We start from the raw sequence: 18,689 nt of genomic DNA on the forward strand, positions 1-18,689 counted from the left end.
TGTGACTAATTACTTAATCTTTCACTCAAAATTGAATTCACGACATCAGGGCTGGCTTTTCCCTTGGTAAGTTTCATAACTTCGCCGACAAAGAATCCGTATAACTTTGTTTTACCGCTTTTGTATTCTTGAACTTTATCTTGGTTGTTATTGATGATTTTGTCGATAACTTCTGATATTTGACCTCTATCGGTTATTTGTTTTAGGCCTTGCTCTTCTATAATTAAAGATGCAGGTTTGCCAGTTTCAAACATACTATCGAATACCTGCTTGCCAAGTTTAGCAGAGATTGTTCCATCAACGATAAAATCTAAGAGTTCGGACAAAGCATTTGCTTTGATTGGGGAGCTCACAATATCAATACCTGCTTTATTCAAACGACCAAAAAGCTCTACGGTTAACCAGGTAACGGCGAGCTTTGAATCATGTTTTTTTATCAATTCCTCAAAATAATCAGCAATTGCTTTATCGGAGGTAATGACGTTTGCATCGTATTCATTGATACCCAATTCCTCAATGTATCGCAGCTTTTTTTGATCTGGCAACTCGGGCAAAGATGATTGAATTAAATCAATTTTATCCTGGCTTACCTCAACAGGTAATAAATCAGGCTCAGGGAAGTATCTATAATCGCTTGCATCCTCTTTGCTTCTCATCACTTTTGTTTTTCCCGAAGCAACGTCAAACAATAAGGTATCTTGACTTATTTCTTCTCCACTTTCTAAAATTTCAATTTGTCTTTGTATTTCATAGTCTATAGCTTGCACAATATAACGTATCGAGTTCAGATTTTTTATTTCACAACGAGTGCCAAATGTACTACTGCCTTTTAGGCGGACAGAAACATTTGCATCACAACGAAGTGATCCCTTTTCCATATCACCATCACACGAACCAATGTAACGCAAAATCTGCCTCAATTTTTTCATGCATTCTGCAGCTTCCGCAGATGAACGGAGATCTGGTTCTGAAACAATTTCCATTAAAGCAACCCCTGCACGATTTAAATCTACATAAGTTTTGCTTTCCTCATGAACGCTCTTTCCTGCATCTTGCTCTAAATGAATTCTCGCAATTCTTATTTCCTTTTCATTGTCGTTGATAAATACTCTACCATTTTTAACTATTGGCTCAAAAAACTGGGTTATCTGGTAACCTTGCGGTAAATCAGGATAAAAATAATTTTTCCGATCAAAGTAAGAATACTTATTAATTTCTGCAGAAAGTGCAAGACCAGTGCGTATTGCTTGCTCTATGCAGTAATAATTTAGTATTGGCAGCGTACCTGGCATTGCCGCATCAACTAGAGAAACTTGAGTGTTATGCTCAGCACCAAATTCCGTTGATGAGCTAGAAAATAGCTTCGTATTAGAAGAAACTTGAGCATGCACCTCAAGCCCAATTACCGCTTCCCAATCCTCTTTCGTCATGTATTTTATTTAAATGATAATCTTAATATTCTGCAAAATTAGCACAAAAAGTCAAAACAAAACTCATGTTAGCTAAGTGGTATGCAGATTGTTTTACCCATAGAAACGGGTTAAATGCAAAAGATTACTTGACAAGCTTCGCCAGCCCTCTTATCATAAAATTGAAGCTATTTATTTATCTTCTCTATACAGATTAAATGACAAAAAAACTCACGTATCTGGCGTCTCATGTTTAATTTTTTGCACTATGTGCACCTTATGTCTTTATCAAACTTCTACCTACATAAGCTGAAACGCGCTTATAAAGCGTTTAAAACATAAAAAAACGCCAACTTAAAAAATGGATAGTGAATAACTAGCTACCCTAGGGTTTCTTTTGCCTTTTTTTCTGTTTAGTAAATTTCTTAACGTTTATAATTTAGATTAGTTGCGGTTTAAAAGCAACTGAATCGCGGTTATTAAGTGTTTAGAATAAAAAAACGCCATACTTGAAAGTATAATGTAAGTAATTAGCCAACCACGGGGCTTCTTTTGCCTTTTTTTTCGTTTGGTAAATTTCTTAATGTTTGTAGCTAAACGATAACCGTCATCCCGCTACTTGTTAGCGGCCGAGATACCGCGAATGAATTGCGGTATGACGTAGGATTTCTGTCATTCCAGTGCCAAGCACTGGGATCCAGCCTTTATTATTTGGTTGAAATTAAGTCTTCTGGATCCCAGTGTCAGCTACTTGGATGACACCATTCTTTTTCCTGGATTCCAGTGTCTGGGCACTGGAATGACATCCTCCCTTGTGGAGATTGCTCTCAAATCACAATGTTCGTACAGCTATGCAAACACAAAGGTGTCATTCCAGCGCGTGACGCTGGAATCCAGTTGAGCTATTTCAACAAAAATACTGCATTTTGAGATGAACGTCTATTCTCACCAGACTTATTTACAAGTATAACAATTAAAGTCTGGATTCCAGTGTCAAGCACTGGAATGACATCATAGGGGCACTGCCCTTTTGGATGGAAACCAGTGTCAGCTACTTAGATGATACCTTTTTTCTACTTAGTTTGGGTTATGCAAGAAGTCTATTGCATTCCTGAGCAATTTGATTCATTATTCTTTTTGTAAAAAATTTTCTTAACTTTCTCTCCACTTTTTTGGTAAGGTCACTTTAAAGGAAGTCTAATAGATGCTACATAGAAATCCAGATGAGTTTCTAAAGTCTATTCCAAAAGATAAGCGCATAATGTGCCTTGACATGGGAGAAAAGCAAATAGGCATAGCATTTAGCGATAAAACACAGCTCATAGCCACAGCTCATAGCATATATCACAGAAAAAATATGAGCAAAGATTTAGGTTATCTGCATAGAATATTCAAAGAAAATGAATCTGGATCAATGGTAATAGGACTACCATTAAAAATGGACGAGCAAGAAACTAAATGGTGTAAAACTATAATCCAATTCGCAAATAAAATAATAAAAAAATATAAAGTAAATATATACTTACAAGACGAAAGCTTCTCAACATCTATCGCAACTCATACACTAAAAATTACTGGAATATCAATCACAAAATCGAAAAAAATAGATGATAAAATCTCCGCATGTATTATTTTGCAACGAACGTTAGACAAGATAAATACAATCAAATAGTTTTTCCAGATCTGGAAATCTTCAAACTGAATCCCATATAAAAGTTACTCAACAAAACAAGAACCTTTCGTATAAGCATGGCAAATTGCTACAGCAAGAGCGTCAGCAGCATGGTGGCATTTTATACTCAAATTTTTAACTATTTGCTTCACCATAAATATAATCTGATCCTTATCAGCATGGCCATTTCCGGTAATGCTTTTTTTTACATAGTTTGCATCATATTCATTCATAGTTAGCTTTGTTATTTTTAACGCTAAAATTACAACCCCTCTTGCATATCCTAAAGTTAGTGAAGATTTAGGATTTTTATTAACAAAAATTTTCTCCACCGCAGCTTCATTCGGAGAGTATAGGGAAATTACTTTCTTTAATTGTTCAAAAATTATATGTAGGCGTTCACCTGTACCCAATTTACCATCAGTTGATATGGTACCGCCGCCCAAAAATTCAATATTATTTTTTTCGTTCAGGCTGATAATGGCCCACCCAGTCTTGCTTATTCCTGGATCTAGACCTATTATTTTAACCACTTAATAAACGCTTAACCAATAGACAAACAAAAATAAAAATATCCAGACTACATCTACAAAGTGCCAATACCAGGAGGCAAACTCAAAGCACAAATGGTCCTGAAGTGTAAATTGGCCTTTCCGTGCTCTAAATAAACACACTGATAAAAATATTATTCCTATTATAACGTGTGCGCAGTGAAAACCGGTAATCATATAAAAATTGGATGTATAAATAAGCTTTTCTCCTGTTTCTTGTAGAGAAAAACTCGCTTCATGATACTCTATTGCTTGCACTATTATAAAAAAAATTCCAAGCAATATAGTTATGGACAGCATTTTAATCATGCTCTTTTTATCATTTTTAAGTAAAGAGTGATTTGCCCAAGTAATTGTTGTACCAGAAAGCAATAATATTAATGTATTCATGAATGGTAGTGACCACGGATCAGGTGGCAAAATTCCCTCAGGGGGCCATTCAACTTTTTTTGCAGGAGAAAACGCCTCAAATAAAAAAACTGGATCAAGCCAGGCTTTAAAGAATGAACAAAAGAACACTATAAAAAATACGACCTCCGAGAGAATAAACAAGTACATTGCAAATTTGAGTCCATGTTTTACAATGGCAGTGTGACATTTGTCATAAATGGCCTCCCTTATTACATCTCTCCACCAATAAAACAGCACCCCTGATACTGCGGAGATTCCCAAAACTAAACAAAACATTCCGACAATTTGTTTATGAAGCGCGCCAACTAATCCAAGTGCAAGAATAAGAATTGCTGCTGATACAGCAATTGGCCAAGGGCTTGGATCCACTAAATGAAAATCATGTTCTTTACTTTTCATAGCATTTTAAAAAATACTTATTAAGGATACAAATTAGCTTAAAATTGTCAATGTTCCTTAGGAAATTGATTGAATCTTGAAAAATTATATGCACCGTTCAAAAAATCTAACACAAATTGTGCAGTTATTCTAAACAACTCAAGCATTCTGCTCTTTTCGTTTTCTCTTGCTCTGCTGCAATATCCATCAACAATATTTTCCAAAATAATGCATCCAGACTTTACTGAATCACTGTAACAAAAATTAAACCAATCCCTATATCTATTATTTTTCTTGAATCTATTTTTCATGCTATCAACGACAGTCTCGTATATAAACATGCAAGAATACAAAACCGTCATAGCCTCATAGGTATTACTATGCGAGATGGATAAAAGAAAATTAGTGAAATTAAAACACTCAAGAGATTTCTTTTCGCGACTTATACCGTACATAGTAAAGTAGTAGTCATATAGCATTCTATTAACAGTCACTACTCTTTGGGCTACTTCAGCAAGCGAGATAATACTACTATAATCTTCCATTTTGGATGCAGTAATTAAGGTGGTACGAATATAATCACCTAAGAACAACGTCTTTTGTTGAGCATAGAATTTGAAGTTCTCTATATTTAGGGTGTTATTCGCTAACTCAACATTAAAAGGATGCTCAATTATATCCTTTAAAAGATTTGACCCGTAACAGCTCCTAATTATGCCACTGAACACTGTAGTTACCGATAAAAGATCAAGTTAACGTAAATAATCCGCTGCTAATATTCTTTGCTAGATATATTAGAGTAATATGCCTCATCCCAAAACATTATTTCTAATTCCAGCCCTTTCTTAAAAAACTCATACATCCTCTTTTTTTCACAGTCACTAGCTTTTTTATATAGCTTATTTGTAATATCAGTAACCTCATCAATTACAGCATTTACTGTTTCGCTACTATAAATGTTGATCCACTCTTTGTATTTGTTATTTTTAACCCCTTTAGTTGTTATCTCATTCACCATATGGCGTATAACGATTTGGTATATGTTAAAGCAAGAATAAGATGCTACTAAAGCTTCATTAACAGAATTGTGATATGCGGCACTCATGAAAAAGTCAGTAAAGGCAGAACAAGCTCTTGACTTTTTGTGATCATCAGATAGATCACAATCTTCAAAATATTTTTTATACTGTTCTCGAACATAAAATGCTCCTTGTGCCAAATTGATTAAACTACTCATCATTTCAATATCATCAACTCTAGCTGCAACAATTAAAAAAGCACGAGCGCAATCTATACAATACAGAAAATCCTGCTGAAGGTAGAATTTGAATTTTTCATAATCTAATGTATTATTTATCAATTCAACATTAAAAGGGTGTTCTTTTATTTTATCAATAAGATCAGAAAACTCTTTTAGAGGTTGTCCGGAAACAAGTAAAAGGCTATAATATCTGAAATTTTAGTACGGGGTAAAGATGAGAAAAAAGTATCCAACAGATCTAAGCGAAAGGGAATGGGCAAGAATAGAAAAACACTTCAGAGTATCATACAAGAAAGGAGGAAGGCCGCCAAAGTATAGCAAAAGAGAAATATTAGAAGCAATTTTCTATGTATTGCGTACAGGGTGTCAATGGTGGTATTTACCAAATGATTTTCCGCTATGGAAGACTGTGTATGAGCAGTTCAGGCAATGGAAGAAGCAGGGAATTTTTGAGAAAATGAATTATGAAATTACAAAATATAGTAGAAGAAAAATAGGAAGGAATGAGCAGCCGAGTGCCTGTATAGTAGATAGTCAATCTGTAAAGACTACAGAAAAGGGGGATCAAAGGCTATGATGGAAGTAAAAAAGTAAAGGGTAGAAAAAGGCATATAATTACAGACACTCAGGGTTTTATACTAGGTTGTTACGTAGGCGCTGCTAACGAAAATGATAGAGATGGTATGAAAATAGCATTAAACAATATGAGAACAAAATATACTAAAGTTAAAAAAATGTGGGCTGACATGGGATACCAAGGAAGAAATTTAAAGAATCACATAAAGGAAGAATATGACATAGATATTGAAATTGTTAAAAGGCCTCCATGTAGATTTTGGGTGCACAAAGATACGCCACCTGAGCTACTACCAACAAGAGAACAAGGGTTTAAAGTACAGCCAAGAAGATGGGTTGTAGAAAGGACTTTTGCTTGGGTTAATAGGAATAGAAGGCTATCGAAGGAGTATGATTTACTCACAACATCCACTGAGAATTTCATATACCTAGCTATGAGTAGGGTTATGTTAAAGAGGGAATATGCTTGAATTTACTAGTTTCCGGACAACCTCTTAGAGGTTGTCCGGAAACAAGTAAAAGGCTATAATATCTGAAATTTTAGTACGGGGTAAAGATGAGAAAAAGTATCCAACAGATCTAAGCGAAAGGGAATGGGCAAGAATAGAAAAACACTTCAGAGTATCATACAAGAAAGGAGGAAGGCCGCCAAAGTATAGCAAAAGAGAAATATTAGAAGCAATTTTCTATGTATTGCGTACAGGGTGTCAATGGCGGTATTTACCAAATGATTTTCCGCTATGGAAGACTGTGTATGAGCAGTTCAGGCAATGGAAGAAGCAGGGAATTTTTGAGAAAATGAATTATGAAATTACAAAATATAGTAGAAGAAAAATAGGAAGGAATGAGCAGCCGAGTGCCTGTATAGTAGATAGTCAATCTGTAAAGACTACAGAAAAGGGGGGATCAAAGGCTATGATGGAAGTAAAAAAGTAAAGGGTAGAAAAAGGCATATAATTACAGACACTCAGGGTTTTATACTAGGTTGTTACGTAGGCGCTGCTAACGAAAATGATAGAGATGGTATGAAAATAGCATTAAACAATATGAGAACAAAATATACTAAAGTTAAAAAAATGTGGGCTGACATGGGATACCAAGGAAGAAATTTAAAGAATCACATAAAGGAAGAATATGACATAGATATTGAAATTGTTAAAAGGCCTCCATGTAGATTTTGGGTGCACAAAGATACGCCACCTGAGCTACTACCAACAAGAGAACAAGGGTTTAAAGTACAGCCAAGAAGATGGGTTGTAGAAAGGACTTTTGCTTGGGTTAATAGGAATAGAAGGCTATCGAAGGAGTATGATTTACTCACAACATCCACTGAGAATTTCATATACCTAGCTATGAGTAGGGTTATGTTAAAGAGGGAATATGCTTGAATTTACTAGTTTCCGGACAACCTCTTACAATTACGTTGTACAGTTCTCCTTCTATTTCGTTATACACTTTATAAGCCTCACAATAAAAATTGAATATAAAAATTATTACTAATATAGTATAATTATTATGAAAAAGCGTGCTATGCTTTAACAATAAGCTAGTATATAAATATGGGGCTGTAAATCAAAAATTTTAGCAATCTAAAGAAATTTTACTATTACCTTCTATATTGAATTCTCTACGAAGATCAGCAGACAAGTTTATGCTTTCCCAAGAAAATCCACCGTCACTTTCTGACTCTTTACCAAAATGTCCATAACAGGCTGTACGTTTATATATAGGATGATTAAGCGATAAATGCTTGATTATGCCTTTTGTTGATAAATCTATATTATTCTCGATAAACTTTTTAATTACTCTTTCCTCTACCTTATTCGCACCAAATGTATCAATATAGAATGAAGTAGGTTTTGATACACCAATTGCATAAGAAAGCTGCACAAGACAACGTTCAGCCAAACCTGCAAAGACAATATTTTTAGCAAGATATCTTGCCATATAAGCCGCAGATCTATCAACTTTGGTTGCATCTTTTCCGGAAAACGCTCCTCCACCGTGTGGAATATAACCTCCATAAGTATCAACCATAATTTTTCGTCCGGTTAATCCACAATCACTAACCGGTCCACCAATAACAAATCTACCAGTTGGATTGACTAAGAGATTTTCCTCAGGACACATCCATCCTTCAGGTAAAGATGAAACTACGTAAGGGTAAATTATTTCTTTTACTTTTGATTGATCCAAATCCTCAGGGTGCTGTATTGAGACAATAATACTTTCAGCACGTACCGGGAGGTTATTCTCATATGCCAAAGTGATTTGTGACTTTGCATCTGGACCAAGTTTTGCTTCTTTAACTGCGCTCATGATATTTTTCAGAATCGAGTGTGCATAAAAAATGGGTGCCGGCATAAGGTTTTCTGTCTCTGTTGTTGCATAGCCATACATTATGCCCTGATCTCCAGCACCTTGATCCAACCCTATTGCAATGTCATTTGATTGCTCATGCAGCAATATATTTACTTTCACTTTTCTCCAGTGGAACCCATCGTGCTTGTAACCAATATCTTTTATTGTATTCCGTACAATACTTTCAATCCTGCTATTTTTGATGTTAGGCCCAAACACTTCCCCAGCTATAATAACGTTATCTTTGGTGACTAAAGTCTCTATTGCAGCTCGCGCAAAAGGATCAGTAAAAAGGTACTCATCAAGTATTGCATCTGAAATTTGATCTGCTACTTTATCTGGATGACCAGCCGCCACTGATTCACTGGTTACTAAATTTTTATATAAACTCATGTTTTTGCTTATACAATATCAAAACCGCTATAGAAAACACAGTTAGTAACTACTAAATGGTGGGTCTGGGAAGAGTTGAACCTCCGACCTCACGCTTATCAGGCGTGCGCTCTAACCACCTGAGCTACAGACCCCTGATTTATTCAAGCTGAAGCTTTCATATTATCTGTAGGCAAGATATCAATAAAAGTCTTTTTATTTGCTGATCTTCTAAAGCTGACCCAGCCTTCTATTTTAGCAAAAATCGTATGATCTTTACCTATACCAACATTCTTTCCAGGATGGAATTTTGTGCCTCTTTGGCGCACAATTATGTTACCAGGAATAACCTTCCCATTCTTCTTTATTCCTAATCTACGACCCGCTGAATCTCTACCATTACAGGAACTACCACCTGATTTTTTAGTTGCCATATCTTACCTCTTACTTTTGAAGACTAATTTCATTTATACGAAGAACAGTTATATACTGCCTATGACCAGTTTTCCTACGGTAATTTTTTCTTCTTTTCTTCTTAAAGATTATAATTTTTTCCCCCCTGCACTGCTCCAACACTTCAGCTTTAACAGTAGCATTAGATGAATAAGATAAGCCACTATTTGAAATACAAATCACCTTATTGATTTCCACCTCTTTTTTTTCTTCAGCTTCTAACTTCTCTACCTTTATTATACTACCTTCTTTTACTAAATATTGCTTTCCACCAGTCTCAATTACTGCAAACATGATAAATATAAATTATTGTTATTAACTTTAATCGTAAACGATGTCATATACGCTGTCAATATAAATAAAAAGCATGACTTAACGTTCTTTTTGAGCTACTAAAATACTTCTATCTGTTTTCATCTTTTATCTACCTTTTCTCAGACAGTAGACTTCTTGCATAACCTAAGCAGAAAAAAGGCAAATAGTTATTATAGCTCTAAGTTTACCGACACCGTCATACAAGTAGCCCCTTCTCCTGTCATCCGAGTAGCTTGACACTGGTTCCTTTATGACGATGTCATCCAAGTGTCAGCTACTCGGATGACAAAAAAAGGAGCACTAGGATGACATCATCCTTTTTTGGGATTCCAGTGTCACGCACTGGGATGACAGCAGTCCTACGTCATACCGCCGCGAACCGTCATACCGCGATTCATTCGCGGTATCTCAGCAATAGATCCCGCTAACAAGCAGCGGGATGACGATTGTCGTTTAGCCATAAACATTAAGGAATTTACCAAATGAAAAAAAAGGCAAAAGAAACCCTAGTCATTGTCTATTTTCAGTATTGGCGTTTTTTAAGTCTTAAACACTGCAATTTAGCTGCTTTTAATTGCAACTAACCTACGCTGCAAATGTTTAAGAAATTTACTAAGCAGAAAAAAAGACAAAGGCCCCCCGAGTTAGCTAGTCTTTTACTATCTCTGTCGAGTATTGGCATTTTTTGATGTCTTGTAACGCTTTATAAGCGCGTTCAGCTTATTTAGATAAAAATCTAGATGTAGATGAAGTTTTGTAAAGACATACAGTATCTATATACTGCAAAAAATTAAACATAAGACGCCGATACATTAAGTAATCCTTACCTTTTAATCTGCAGATTGGCGAAAGCAAATACAATAGCTTCACTGTTATGATAAGGGGGCTGGCGGAGTTTGTCAAGGAAGTTTTTTTGTTTCTATTCCCAATAAAAGTTTGTTATATGGTTATGCAAGAAGTCTAATATTAAAAATGACACAACAACATAATTAAATTAGACTACTTTATTCTCTTAGTTACTTGCTTTTCTCTTGCTATTGCAAGGCTTTTTTCTGGTACATCCTCAACTATAACACTACCTGCTGCAATTACAGATTCATCATGAATATTAAGCGGCGCAATTAGTGAGCTATTGGCGCCAACAAAGCAATTGCTCCCTATATTCGTTTCATGTTTATTTTTCCCATCATAATTACAAACAATAGTGCCTGCTCCTATATTACTCTCCTGCCCTACTTTAGCATTTCCTATATAACTTAAGTGTTTTATTCTAGTGTTGTGACCAACTTCACTTGTTTTCACTTCCACAAAATTTCCTATTTTTGCCTTATTACCAATTGTTGTGTTTCCGCGTATTCTGGTAAATGGACCGACCTCAGCATTACTTTTAATTAAGCAGTTTTCTAAATGCGAAAATGGCAGTATTTTCGCACCAGACTCTATTTTCACTCCAGTACCGAAAAAAACATATGGGTAAATAACTGAATCTCTGGCAATTTGCGTATCAAGAGAAAAGAAAACAGTCTCTGGTGCAACAAGCGTTACTCCGGAGTCGGTAAAAATTTTTCTTTTATTTTCTTGAAAGTAAAACTCAGCTTTTATAAGGTCATTTCTGTTATTTATTCCCGTTGCTTCTTCTCCACCGGTAATAACGTAACCGACATTTAAATTACTCTTCACTGCAATGGAAACTATATCGGTCAAGTAATATTCATGAGTTGAGCTATTGCACTCTATTTTCTCCACCAATTCACGTAAATTCTTTGCACATGCAACCATTATTCCAGCATTTGCAAGAAATTCTTCATGATTATTTTTATCACTCTTTGCTTCTACGATTTCTCTTAAGGAACCATTCTCAATAATTAACCTACCGTATTCTTTATTGCTTGTCCTAAAACCTAGGCAAACTAGAGCCTTGCTTTCTAAATAACTAATCATTTTAGTTATTGTGCTGCTTTTTATGAGCGGAGTATCCCCATACTGCACAACAACTATGCTTGAATCTGGCAATTCTCTTAGGTTTCTCATCGCAGTTTTGACCGCATCTCCCGTGCCAAGTGTTAATTCTTGTGTAATTAACTGTATATCCTTAAAACACTTTAGTCTTTCAATTAAAGGCTGATCAACTACAACAGCAATATTTTCAGGATTTAACTGTTTTGCATTGTAAATGACATGCTGGAGCATGGAAAAACTGCCTATTTTGTGTAGGACCTTAGGCAAATCTGAATTCATCCGCCTGCCATTCCCTGAAGCAAGTATAACGAACGTATGAGTTTTACTTATCACTTATCTTAAAGATGAAAAATGAAAACCGTAATGATCAAGCCAGCTGATTTTGTTGTCATAAAAGCTCCTCAAGTCGCTAATTTGATATTTTAGCATTGCAAGCCTTTCTATACCAATGCCAAACGCAAAACCGTTGTATTTAGTATGGTCTATTCCAACATTTTGAAATACATTTGGATGCGTCATACCGCATCCCAGTACTTCTATCCATTTACTACCTTTATAACTTATGTCCACTTCCGCAGAAGGCTCGGTAAAAGGGAAAAAACTATTACGAAAACGTATCTTCAGCCCTTTATCGCCAAAGAACTTATTAAGGAAGTGATGAATAGTAAATTTTAACTGGCCCATATTGACATTCTCATCGACATATAACCCCTCTATTTGATGGAACATAGGGGTGTGAGTTGCATCAAAGTCGTTTCTGTATACTCTACCTGCGGCTACTATTTTAATTGGGAATTTTTTTGTTTTTTCCATGGTTCTAATCTGTACAGATGAGGTGTGAGTGCGCAGTACCATTCTTTTATCATCTATTTTATTCTTTAAGTAGAAGGTATCTTGCTCCTCTCGTGCAGGATGATGACTTGGAGTATTCAGTGCATCAAATACATGAAATTCATCTTCAATGTCAGGGCCATCAACTGCCTTAAAACCCATATGTGCAAAAATAAGCTTTACTTCATTTAGAACCTTACTGAGTGGATGGACCTTGCCAATTTTTTCTGGCCTCGCAGACAACGTGATATCAACTGCCTCGTTCTGCAATTTAAAGTTAACTTCTTCGGCTTTTAGTATATTCTCCTTATTCATTATAAGCTGATCTAGCTTATTACGTAAAACGTTGATAACTTCGCCTAAATTGCGCTTTTTTCCTGCGTCTTCTATCTCTTTTAAGTTGTCAAAATAAGCTTTAATTACACCCTTTTTTCCCAAATATGATAGCCTAACTTTTTCTAAATCTTGTAAAGAAGAAGCATTCTCAATTTCGGAAACTGCTTTATCTTCAAGTGAAAGTATGTCATCTAATAACTCTTTATTCATCTTAAAAACGCTGGCTTAAACTTTCATTATAGTGAAATTTTAAATATCATCAACAATCCGAAAAATTGCCCTATTCTGATTATTAATTTATTGACTGATTAATCTTTTTTATTTACCTTTGCGTTGATGAATTTGCTGTATCAACTATGCACAACAGTAATACTGAAACTAAGAATAAGTATAAAATAGAGGATTTACCTAAGCTCTTTAAGGAAAAATCCAGAAACATAAGTAAAGCATTTTCTAGCGAAACAATTAAGATCAGTACTATTCGCTCGAGAAGTATTGAAAGTAATATACAAGAATTTTCATTTGAGCTAACAGCAACAGATAAAGACACCTTTAATATAAGATTATTTCGAATAAACTCTTTAATTAATTTTTTCAAAATCTGCCTTTCCCGGGAAAAAAATTTTACAGCCAACATAAAAGTGCCCAAAGAAAGCAGTGAACTATATAATAACTACTGTAAAACTAACAGTTATAAAACTGTAGAAGAATTCGTAAATAGTGCTCCGCCTCAAATCCTTCTGCAGGGCACAACGATAACGCTACAAACAGACGTTGAAAACATTAACCTGGACAACTTGTACCAAATCGAGTTATTTCTAAATGAAAAGCTACAACATGCAGAAAAAACTGAAAATGAAGACAAAAAAGAACAGAGTGAAACTAACCAAAAAAATGCACAAAATAAACAAATCGTACCAGTTACAGGCTCATTTGGCTTCGATGTAACAAATAATGGAAAACAAGTTACACGTGTTTCGATAGTAGTTGCTGCAATGCATGAAAACGTTTTCTGGTTTAGATCTTTTTTCTGTCTACCCAATTTTTTTAATACGTCACAATTCTTTTCCCAACAATTGCCAAAATTTTCTATACAGAGCAACAATATACCATTTGGTGTTATTCCAGCGTTTGACCAGGAAAAAAGAAACATGGATCCAAGTAGTCAAGCTACTCGGATGACAGGGGGTAGTATAGAAAATCCAATACCTCAAGAAGCAGAACAGAATGTAGGTCAAACTACTTCGCACACAGAGTATTTTAAGGCTAACAGAAAAAAGAAGTCAAAAAAGCAGACCAAAGAACTATCAGAGAAAGAAAAACCATTAGCCATAAAACAAGCACAAAATGATGCTAGAGTAGCTATGATAGATAACCAAATTGAGCACAGGGGGAAAAAACTCGATAAAATATTTATTGAAGTGATGAGTGGATACAAAAATCAAGATCCAGAAACATTTTGCAATATTTTCAGCTCAGTATTCAATATTGTTTACTTTCAAGATAAACAATTACATGCAATATTAGAGCCAGGCGAGATATCAGAAGTATTACAGATACTCGAAAGGCCACAACCTCTTAGTAACTCACTTTTAGGTAAAGAATATTTACAAAAACAAGTATATAGAAAAAAAGAGCAATTGCTTAAATTAGTTTCAGGTGTTTATATACAACAACCTTCTCCACAACATGAAAATACTCCTCATAAATCTACAAACCCTTTACCAATTAAAGATCTTTCACCAGCAACAAATGAAGCTAAAACTCTACCACCTACTAACATTACACTCAAATCATCATTAAAAACTGTATTTTCCTCAAAAAAGGCTTATTTTTGTCTATTTATAATAGTAGCATCTGCATCAACACTTTGCTTATGGCATTTTCCGTTAGGAAAAGTGTCAATGTTAAAAGGATTAGTGCCACCAGAAAAAAGAGAAAGTATTGGGCTAGCATTGAACATAGGGTTACCAATATTAACTGCATTATGTGTTCTGAGTTTGGCTTATTTCATATATTCTGAATATTCTATAGAATCTATTGAACAAGTAAGTGAAAACGATCCCCTTTCTCGCGCCTATAGCTAGTGCAGGCTCAGTTTTCCTACGTCATACCGTCACGGTATCTCTAGATCCCGCTAACACGTAGCGGGATGACGAATTTGTCGTTTTTTAAATTGTCGGTAAACCAGAATTACTTTAACTATAACAAAATAGAAATAAGTTGTTGTAAAAAATTTTTCATGGTAAAATTATTTATTTTCACCATATGTTTAAAGGAATTATCACGGATATCGGGACTATAACTGATACTACCACTCACTCCAACTCTGATCAAATTTTCCATATCAAGACACAAAATTTATCCTCTATAAATAAAGGAGATTCAATAGCTTGCTCTGGTGTGTGTTTAACTGTTGTTGATATAATGAGCGATACATTTACAGTCCAAGCATCTCAAGAAACTATGAAGGTTGCTAACTTAAATACGTGGAGAATAGGAAAAAAAATAAATCTCGAACAAGCAATGAGATTAAGCGATAAGATCGATGGCCACCTGGTTCAGGGTCATGTTGATGGGATAGTAAAATTTTTAACAATTAATCAAAATTTAGATTCTCATGAAATCAAACTATCGTGCCCACAAGAATTAATTAAATTTGTTGCAAAAAAAAGCTCCGTTACACTAGATGGGGTTTCCCTCACAGTGAATTCAGTTATTAATCAGGAATTTACAGTAAATATCACTCCCTATACATGGGAAAATACAACTTTTCAGTACAACAAAGTAAATGATTATTTGAATTTAGAAATTGACATGATCGCTAGGTATTTAGATCAATTGATGCAGCATAAATACAATTAATTTTACAACCTTGTTATTTACAACTATTATATCTTGAAAACCATATAGATATAAAACATGCTTTTCGATAGCCTAATTATCTTCATTGTTGTTCTATGCGTAATAATCTCGGTAACTAGAGGCTTTATAAAAGAGCTATGCGCACTAATGTTTCTATTTTTATCGGTCTTTCTGACAGCTAATCACTATGATTTTTTCGCTCCAAATTATAGTAAATATTTTGATTCTAAAGTTACACTAAACATACTTTCTACAATCTCTGTATTTATTATACTTAATCTTATATTCATGATAATAAATAACTGGCTAATGTACATATTATCACCCATAAGGTTGGGGTTTATCGATAGAGTTACTGGAATCTTTCTCGGAGTGCTTAAAGGAATATTGCTCTCTTATGTATTATTTTTTGCTGTGCACTTATATTGCTACACAGTATATGACAAAAAAGAGGGAGAGTATAAAATAGAAGCAGAAGACATATTGCCTAATTGGATAATAAATTCACACTCTTATCAGGCTTTATTTGTGACAGCAGAAGAAGTAATTGACATGTATGTACCAGAGTCGTTGATACTAAAAATAAAAGAGATCGGTGGAGAAATGGTTGATCAAGAAAAACCTAAAAACAATAAAAAAGAAGAGTAAATATTTATTTATAAATATTTTCATTGGGAGTATTCAAAAAGCCATATGTGTCAGGTTAAGAGCACAGAATTTTTTACTGGAAATATTAATTTTGTTTTAGCAATAAATCAACTTAAGGTCCTAATATCTTGACATTTATTTAATGTTGCTATATAATAGCTATGTACATTTTGTGTACTATAGCAATAAAATTACCTTGTAATAGGTGTATTGGACCCGAGGGCAGTACTCGGCGTCTCCACCATGTTTTTTAATTTATATGGGGACGAATAAGGATCGACATGCATAGTAAAGATGGTAGCTTTGCTCGGTTAGACACCACCGCTAAGAGTTCATAATTTAAATGCAAACGATAATTTTGCTGCTGAAGACAATGTCGACGCAATAGCTGCTTAATTTAAGCACTATAACTTCATTGCTATAAGCACGGTTCAGGGAACGCCGGGTAACAGAAGTTCCCCAAAATTTACGTATGTGAAAGTTATATGGAGCAAACAGATTACAAAAAACTGCTTAATTCTGCTAAGTTTCAAGTTATCAAAAAGACTTTAGATGTTATATCAGGTAATGGTTTTATCCCTCACTTAGAAATATTATTTTTCACATATTTTAATGGTGTGACCATGCCAGATCGTTTGAAAAAGTCATACCCTACTCAAATGCTTATTATATTACAGCATCAATTCTATGATTTAAAAGTTTCTGAGGATAAATTTAGCGTCAGCTTGAGTTTTCAAGGAAAACAAGAGCGAATTACTATACCGTTTTTTGCTATTAGTGAGTTTCGTGATAAAATTTCAGGAGATGTTTTAATATTTGACAAAATCAGTATCGACTCTGATAAAGAATACAAAAGTGAAAAATGTACTGAAAAACTATCAAACGGTAGTATTATATCCATAGATCAACTGCGTGATGAGTAACTGCTCATCTTTATAAACAAAAAATATTAATAGAAAAAAGTGGTCTAACTTAAGTAATAGAATAGAGGGTAGATAAATATGCTAAATCTTTAATTATTTATTAACGCAGGTGGCAAAATTTTTCTTACATATCATCAACTTCCTTTATTGAAAAATTCAGAAAAATGTTGTATAATTATTAGTAGACTTTGGTAAAACATATGACAGATTCAGGAATTAGTATAACTTTTGACCCAAAAACTTCACATAACCTTACTAAGTTAGCTGAAATCACCAAGGAATCCGTTCAAGAACTAGCAAAAAGGTTAGTCATCGAAGGAATCGAGTGCGAAGTAGAAGATATTGCGTTATATAAAACTATTAAGGAATGTGAGGATGTAGACTGGAATACAGTACTATCTGAAAGGGAGAGGACATAAACTGAAATACGATATTGTCTACTCAAAAAACTTTACTGAAAGAGATTTTCTAAATCTTCCAAAAACAATAAGATCAAGGATTACAAAAGCGATAAACGAGCGGCTTACAACTGATCCAATTAAATTTGGTAAACCATTACGTGGCAGGCTAAAAGGGTATAGAAGAATAAGGGTTAGTGATTATCGAATTATTTATACTGTAAATATTGCAAAACATAAGGTATTTGTTGCTACAGCAGGACATAGAGACACCATTTATGAGAAGGCTACTTGATAAACATTAAATATATTTTTATACAGCCCTCCTTCCTTTATTGAAAAATTAAAAAAAATGTTGTAAAATAGCTATAGTAGTAGACTTTGGTAAAACTGATGGTAAATTCAAAAGTTAGTGTAACTTTCAACCCAGAAACTTCGCAGCATCTTGTTGAACTAGCTAGAGCCACCAAGCAGTCTGTTCAAAAATTAACAGAAAAGCTAGTCAAGGAAGCAATCGAACTTGAAGCGGAAGATATTGCATTTTCCAAAATTATTAGGGAGTTAAATTCTGATGATGCAGAAGAAGTAGAGGATAGTGAAGACATCTGGAAATAAGCAATACACCATTAAATATCTAAAGCATGTTCTTAAAAGAAATTTGCCTTCCTTGCCGGAAGATGTAAAGCCAAGTATTAAAGATGCAATAAAAGAGTATCTTGAGACTGATCCTATTGGTAACGGTGTGTTGCTACGCAAGAGATTAAAGGAACATAGAAGAATAAAAGTTGCTGATGATTATCGTATTGTCTACCGTGTAAATACTGTAAAACGTATAGTAATTATTGTTTCAATAGGACACAGGGACAATATTTACAAGCAGGCAATATTGGACCTACTGAAACATTAAATATATTTTTATACACCATTCCTTTCTTTATTGAAAAATTAAAAAAAATGTTGTATAATTATT

At 34.4% G+C, this 18,689-nt stretch carries 21 protein-coding genes, 1 tRNA gene, 1 other RNA gene and 1 pseudogene; 13 read left to right on the forward strand and 11 right to left on the reverse strand.

Annotated elements, in window-relative coordinates; translation table 11 throughout:
* Window positions 1-5: 5 nt before the first annotated feature.
* Complete coding sequence (gene gatB, locus R0F62_RS00125) at window positions 6-1,430, reverse strand: Asp-tRNA(Asn)/Glu-tRNA(Gln) amidotransferase subunit GatB (protein WP_010962393.1); 1,425 nt, start codon at window positions 1,428-1,430, stop codon at window positions 6-8.
* Between the two features lie 694 nt (window positions 1,431-2,124).
* On the opposite strand from gatB, the gene R0F62_RS00130 reads away from it, so the two are divergent.
* Both R0F62_RS00130 and ruvX read left to right on the forward strand, forming a co-directional pair.
* Entirely contained in the window at window positions 2,125-2,310 is a 186-nt protein-coding gene (locus R0F62_RS00130) for a hypothetical protein (RefSeq protein WP_138264918.1), read from the forward strand.
* A gap of 303 nt (window positions 2,311-2,613) precedes the next feature.
* Window positions 2,614-3,081 (forward strand): Holliday junction resolvase RuvX, encoded by a 468-nt coding sequence (gene ruvX / locus R0F62_RS00135; RefSeq protein WP_010082183.1) that lies wholly within the window; start codon window positions 2,614-2,616, stop codon window positions 3,079-3,081.
* Between the two features lie 44 nt (window positions 3,082-3,125).
* On the opposite strand, the gene ruvC is transcribed toward ruvX, so the two are convergent.
* The 4 genes from ruvC to R0F62_RS00155 are packed head-to-tail and all read right to left on the reverse strand — an operon-like array spanning window position 3,126 to window position 5,781.
* Entirely contained in the window at window positions 3,126-3,614 is a 489-nt protein-coding gene (gene ruvC / locus R0F62_RS00140; protein ID WP_038199503.1) for a crossover junction endodeoxyribonuclease RuvC, read from the reverse strand.
* Window positions 3,615-4,442, reverse strand: coding sequence for a cytochrome c oxidase subunit 3 (locus tag R0F62_RS00145; RefSeq protein WP_274979072.1), 828 nt, complete (start codon window positions 4,440-4,442; stop codon window positions 3,615-3,617).
* A 47-nt stretch (window positions 4,443-4,489) separates the two neighbouring features.
* Window positions 4,490-5,149 (reverse strand): TenA family protein, encoded by a 660-nt coding sequence (locus R0F62_RS00150; protein ID WP_010962391.1) that lies wholly within the window; start codon window positions 5,147-5,149, stop codon window positions 4,490-4,492.
* A gap of 44 nt (window positions 5,150-5,193) precedes the next feature.
* Window positions 5,194-5,781 (reverse strand): TenA family protein, encoded by a 588-nt coding sequence (locus R0F62_RS00155; protein WP_223823049.1) that lies wholly within the window; start codon window positions 5,779-5,781, stop codon window positions 5,194-5,196.
* A 115-nt stretch (window positions 5,782-5,896) separates the two neighbouring features.
* Here R0F62_RS00155 and R0F62_RS00160 point away from each other — a divergent pair.
* Window positions 5,897-6,728: pseudogene (locus tag R0F62_RS00160) on the forward strand (IS5-like element ISWpi1 family transposase).
* A 67-nt stretch (window positions 6,729-6,795) separates the two neighbouring features.
* Window positions 6,796-7,646 (forward strand): IS5 family transposase gene (locus R0F62_RS00165; RefSeq protein WP_317051413.1). Its coding sequence is split into 2 segments (ribosomal slippage): window positions 6,796-7,159 and window positions 7,159-7,646, totalling 852 coding nucleotides; the frame shifts between segments, so codons are not numbered across the junction.
* 193 nt (window positions 7,647-7,839) lie between these two features.
* On the opposite strand, the gene metK is transcribed toward R0F62_RS00165, so the two are convergent.
* The 6 genes from metK to pheS form a co-directional block, all read right to left on the reverse strand.
* Complete coding sequence (gene metK, locus R0F62_RS00170) at window positions 7,840-9,012, reverse strand: methionine adenosyltransferase (RefSeq protein WP_274979174.1); 1,173 nt, start codon at window positions 9,010-9,012, stop codon at window positions 7,840-7,842.
* A 57-nt stretch (window positions 9,013-9,069) separates the two neighbouring features.
* Window positions 9,070-9,146 (reverse strand) — tRNA-Ile (locus R0F62_RS00175).
* A 9-nt stretch (window positions 9,147-9,155) separates the two neighbouring features.
* Window positions 9,156-9,425: a 50S ribosomal protein L27 gene (gene rpmA, locus R0F62_RS00180; RefSeq protein WP_010082252.1), complete on the reverse strand. Its 270-nt coding sequence runs from the start codon at window positions 9,423-9,425 to the stop codon at window positions 9,156-9,158.
* A gap of 10 nt (window positions 9,426-9,435) precedes the next feature.
* Entirely contained in the window at window positions 9,436-9,738 is a 303-nt protein-coding gene (rplU, locus tag R0F62_RS00185; RefSeq protein ID WP_010082251.1) for a 50S ribosomal protein L21, read from the reverse strand.
* 1,020 nt (window positions 9,739-10,758) lie between these two features.
* Entirely contained in the window at window positions 10,759-11,997 is a 1,239-nt protein-coding gene (gene glmU, locus R0F62_RS00190) for a bifunctional UDP-N-acetylglucosamine diphosphorylase/glucosamine-1-phosphate N-acetyltransferase GlmU (protein ID WP_394356545.1), read from the reverse strand.
* Window positions 11,998-12,051: 54 nt separating this feature from the next.
* The gene (gene pheS, locus R0F62_RS00195) at window positions 12,052-13,095 is read right to left on the reverse strand and encodes a phenylalanine--tRNA ligase subunit alpha (protein ID WP_010082249.1); all 1,044 of its coding nucleotides are present in this window, start codon (window positions 13,093-13,095) and stop codon (window positions 12,052-12,054) included.
* Window positions 13,096-13,241: 146 nt separating this feature from the next.
* Here pheS and R0F62_RS00200 point away from each other — a divergent pair, with 146 nt between their 5' ends.
* The 9 genes from R0F62_RS00200 to R0F62_RS00240 all read left to right on the forward strand — a co-directional run bounded on the left by R0F62_RS00200 (window position 13,242) and on the right by R0F62_RS00240 (window position 18,626).
* Window positions 13,242-14,972, forward strand: coding sequence for a hypothetical protein (locus R0F62_RS00200; protein ID WP_138264796.1), 1,731 nt, complete (start codon window positions 13,242-13,244; stop codon window positions 14,970-14,972).
* 181 nt (window positions 14,973-15,153) lie between these two features.
* Complete coding sequence (locus R0F62_RS00205) at window positions 15,154-15,750, forward strand: riboflavin synthase (protein ID WP_010082169.1); 597 nt, start codon at window positions 15,154-15,156, stop codon at window positions 15,748-15,750.
* Between the two features lie 57 nt (window positions 15,751-15,807).
* The gene (locus R0F62_RS00210) at window positions 15,808-16,398 is read left to right on the forward strand and encodes a CvpA family protein (protein WP_010962383.1); all 591 of its coding nucleotides are present in this window, start codon (window positions 15,808-15,810) and stop codon (window positions 16,396-16,398) included.
* Window positions 16,399-16,522: 124 nt separating this feature from the next.
* Window positions 16,523-16,862: a transfer-messenger RNA gene (gene ssrA / locus R0F62_RS00215) on the forward strand.
* A gap of 21 nt (window positions 16,863-16,883) precedes the next feature.
* Entirely contained in the window at window positions 16,884-17,321 is a 438-nt protein-coding gene (locus R0F62_RS00220; protein ID WP_006279412.1) for a ClpXP protease specificity-enhancing factor SspB, read from the forward strand.
* 200 nt (window positions 17,322-17,521) lie between these two features.
* Window positions 17,522-17,740: a hypothetical protein gene (locus R0F62_RS00225; RefSeq protein ID WP_006279413.1), complete on the forward strand. Its 219-nt coding sequence runs from the start codon at window positions 17,522-17,524 to the stop codon at window positions 17,738-17,740.
* A gap of 67 nt (window positions 17,741-17,807) precedes the next feature.
* Window positions 17,808-18,014 (forward strand): type II toxin-antitoxin system RelE family toxin, encoded by a 207-nt coding sequence (locus R0F62_RS00230; protein ID WP_231115925.1) that lies wholly within the window; start codon window positions 17,808-17,810, stop codon window positions 18,012-18,014.
* 98 nt (window positions 18,015-18,112) lie between these two features.
* Window positions 18,113-18,334 (forward strand): hypothetical protein, encoded by a 222-nt coding sequence (locus R0F62_RS00235; protein ID WP_095742622.1) that lies wholly within the window; start codon window positions 18,113-18,115, stop codon window positions 18,332-18,334.
* Window positions 18,315-18,626 carry a type II toxin-antitoxin system RelE family toxin gene (locus R0F62_RS00240; protein WP_010962380.1) on the forward strand — a complete coding sequence of 104 codons (312 nt, stop codon included), beginning with the start codon at window positions 18,315-18,317 and terminating at the stop codon, window positions 18,624-18,626. Before R0F62_RS00235 ends, R0F62_RS00240 begins: the two co-directional genes overlap by 20 nt.
* Window positions 18,627-18,689: the final 63 nt, after the last annotated feature.

Source organism: Wolbachia endosymbiont of Drosophila aff. chauvacae BK-2020 (genome assembly GCF_032848195.1).
GTDB classification, from domain to species: Bacteria; Pseudomonadota; Alphaproteobacteria; order Rickettsiales; family Anaplasmataceae; genus Wolbachia; species Wolbachia pipientis.

Coding starts and splice junctions, on each gene's coding strand:
- gatB (WP_010962393.1), bottom strand. CDS start 1,430: ATGACGAAAGAGGATTGGGAAGCGGTAATTGGGCTTGAGGTGCATGCT.
- ruvX (WP_010082183.1), top strand. CDS start 2,614: ATGCTACATAGAAATCCAGATGAGTTTCTAAAGTCTATTCCAAAAGAT.
- R0F62_RS00145 (WP_274979072.1), bottom strand. CDS start 4,442: ATGAAAAGTAAAGAACATGATTTTCATTTAGTGGATCCAAGCCCTTGG.
- metK (WP_274979174.1), bottom strand. CDS start 9,012: ATGAGTTTATATAAAAATTTAGTAACCAGTGAATCAGTGGCGGCTGGT.
- rpmA (WP_010082252.1), bottom strand. CDS start 9,425: ATGGCAACTAAAAAATCAGGTGGTAGTTCCTGTAATGGTAGAGATTCA.
- rplU (WP_010082251.1), bottom strand. CDS start 9,738: ATGTTTGCAGTAATTGAGACTGGTGGAAAGCAATATTTAGTAAAAGAA.
- glmU (WP_394356545.1), bottom strand. CDS start 11,997: ATGAATTCAGATTTGCCTAAGGTCCTACACAAAATAGGCAGTTTTTCC.
- pheS (WP_010082249.1), bottom strand. CDS start 13,095: ATGAATAAAGAGTTATTAGATGACATACTTTCACTTGAAGATAAAGCA.
- R0F62_RS00200 (WP_138264796.1), top strand. CDS start 13,242: ATGCACAACAGTAATACTGAAACTAAGAATAAGTATAAAATAGAGGAT.
- R0F62_RS00205 (WP_010082169.1), top strand. CDS start 15,154: ATGTTTAAAGGAATTATCACGGATATCGGGACTATAACTGATACTACC.
- R0F62_RS00210 (WP_010962383.1), top strand. CDS start 15,808: ATGCTTTTCGATAGCCTAATTATCTTCATTGTTGTTCTATGCGTAATA.
- R0F62_RS00220 (WP_006279412.1), top strand. CDS start 16,884: ATGGAGCAAACAGATTACAAAAAACTGCTTAATTCTGCTAAGTTTCAA.
- R0F62_RS00225 (WP_006279413.1), top strand. CDS start 17,522: ATGACAGATTCAGGAATTAGTATAACTTTTGACCCAAAAACTTCACAT.
- R0F62_RS00235 (WP_095742622.1), top strand. CDS start 18,113: ATGGTAAATTCAAAAGTTAGTGTAACTTTCAACCCAGAAACTTCGCAG.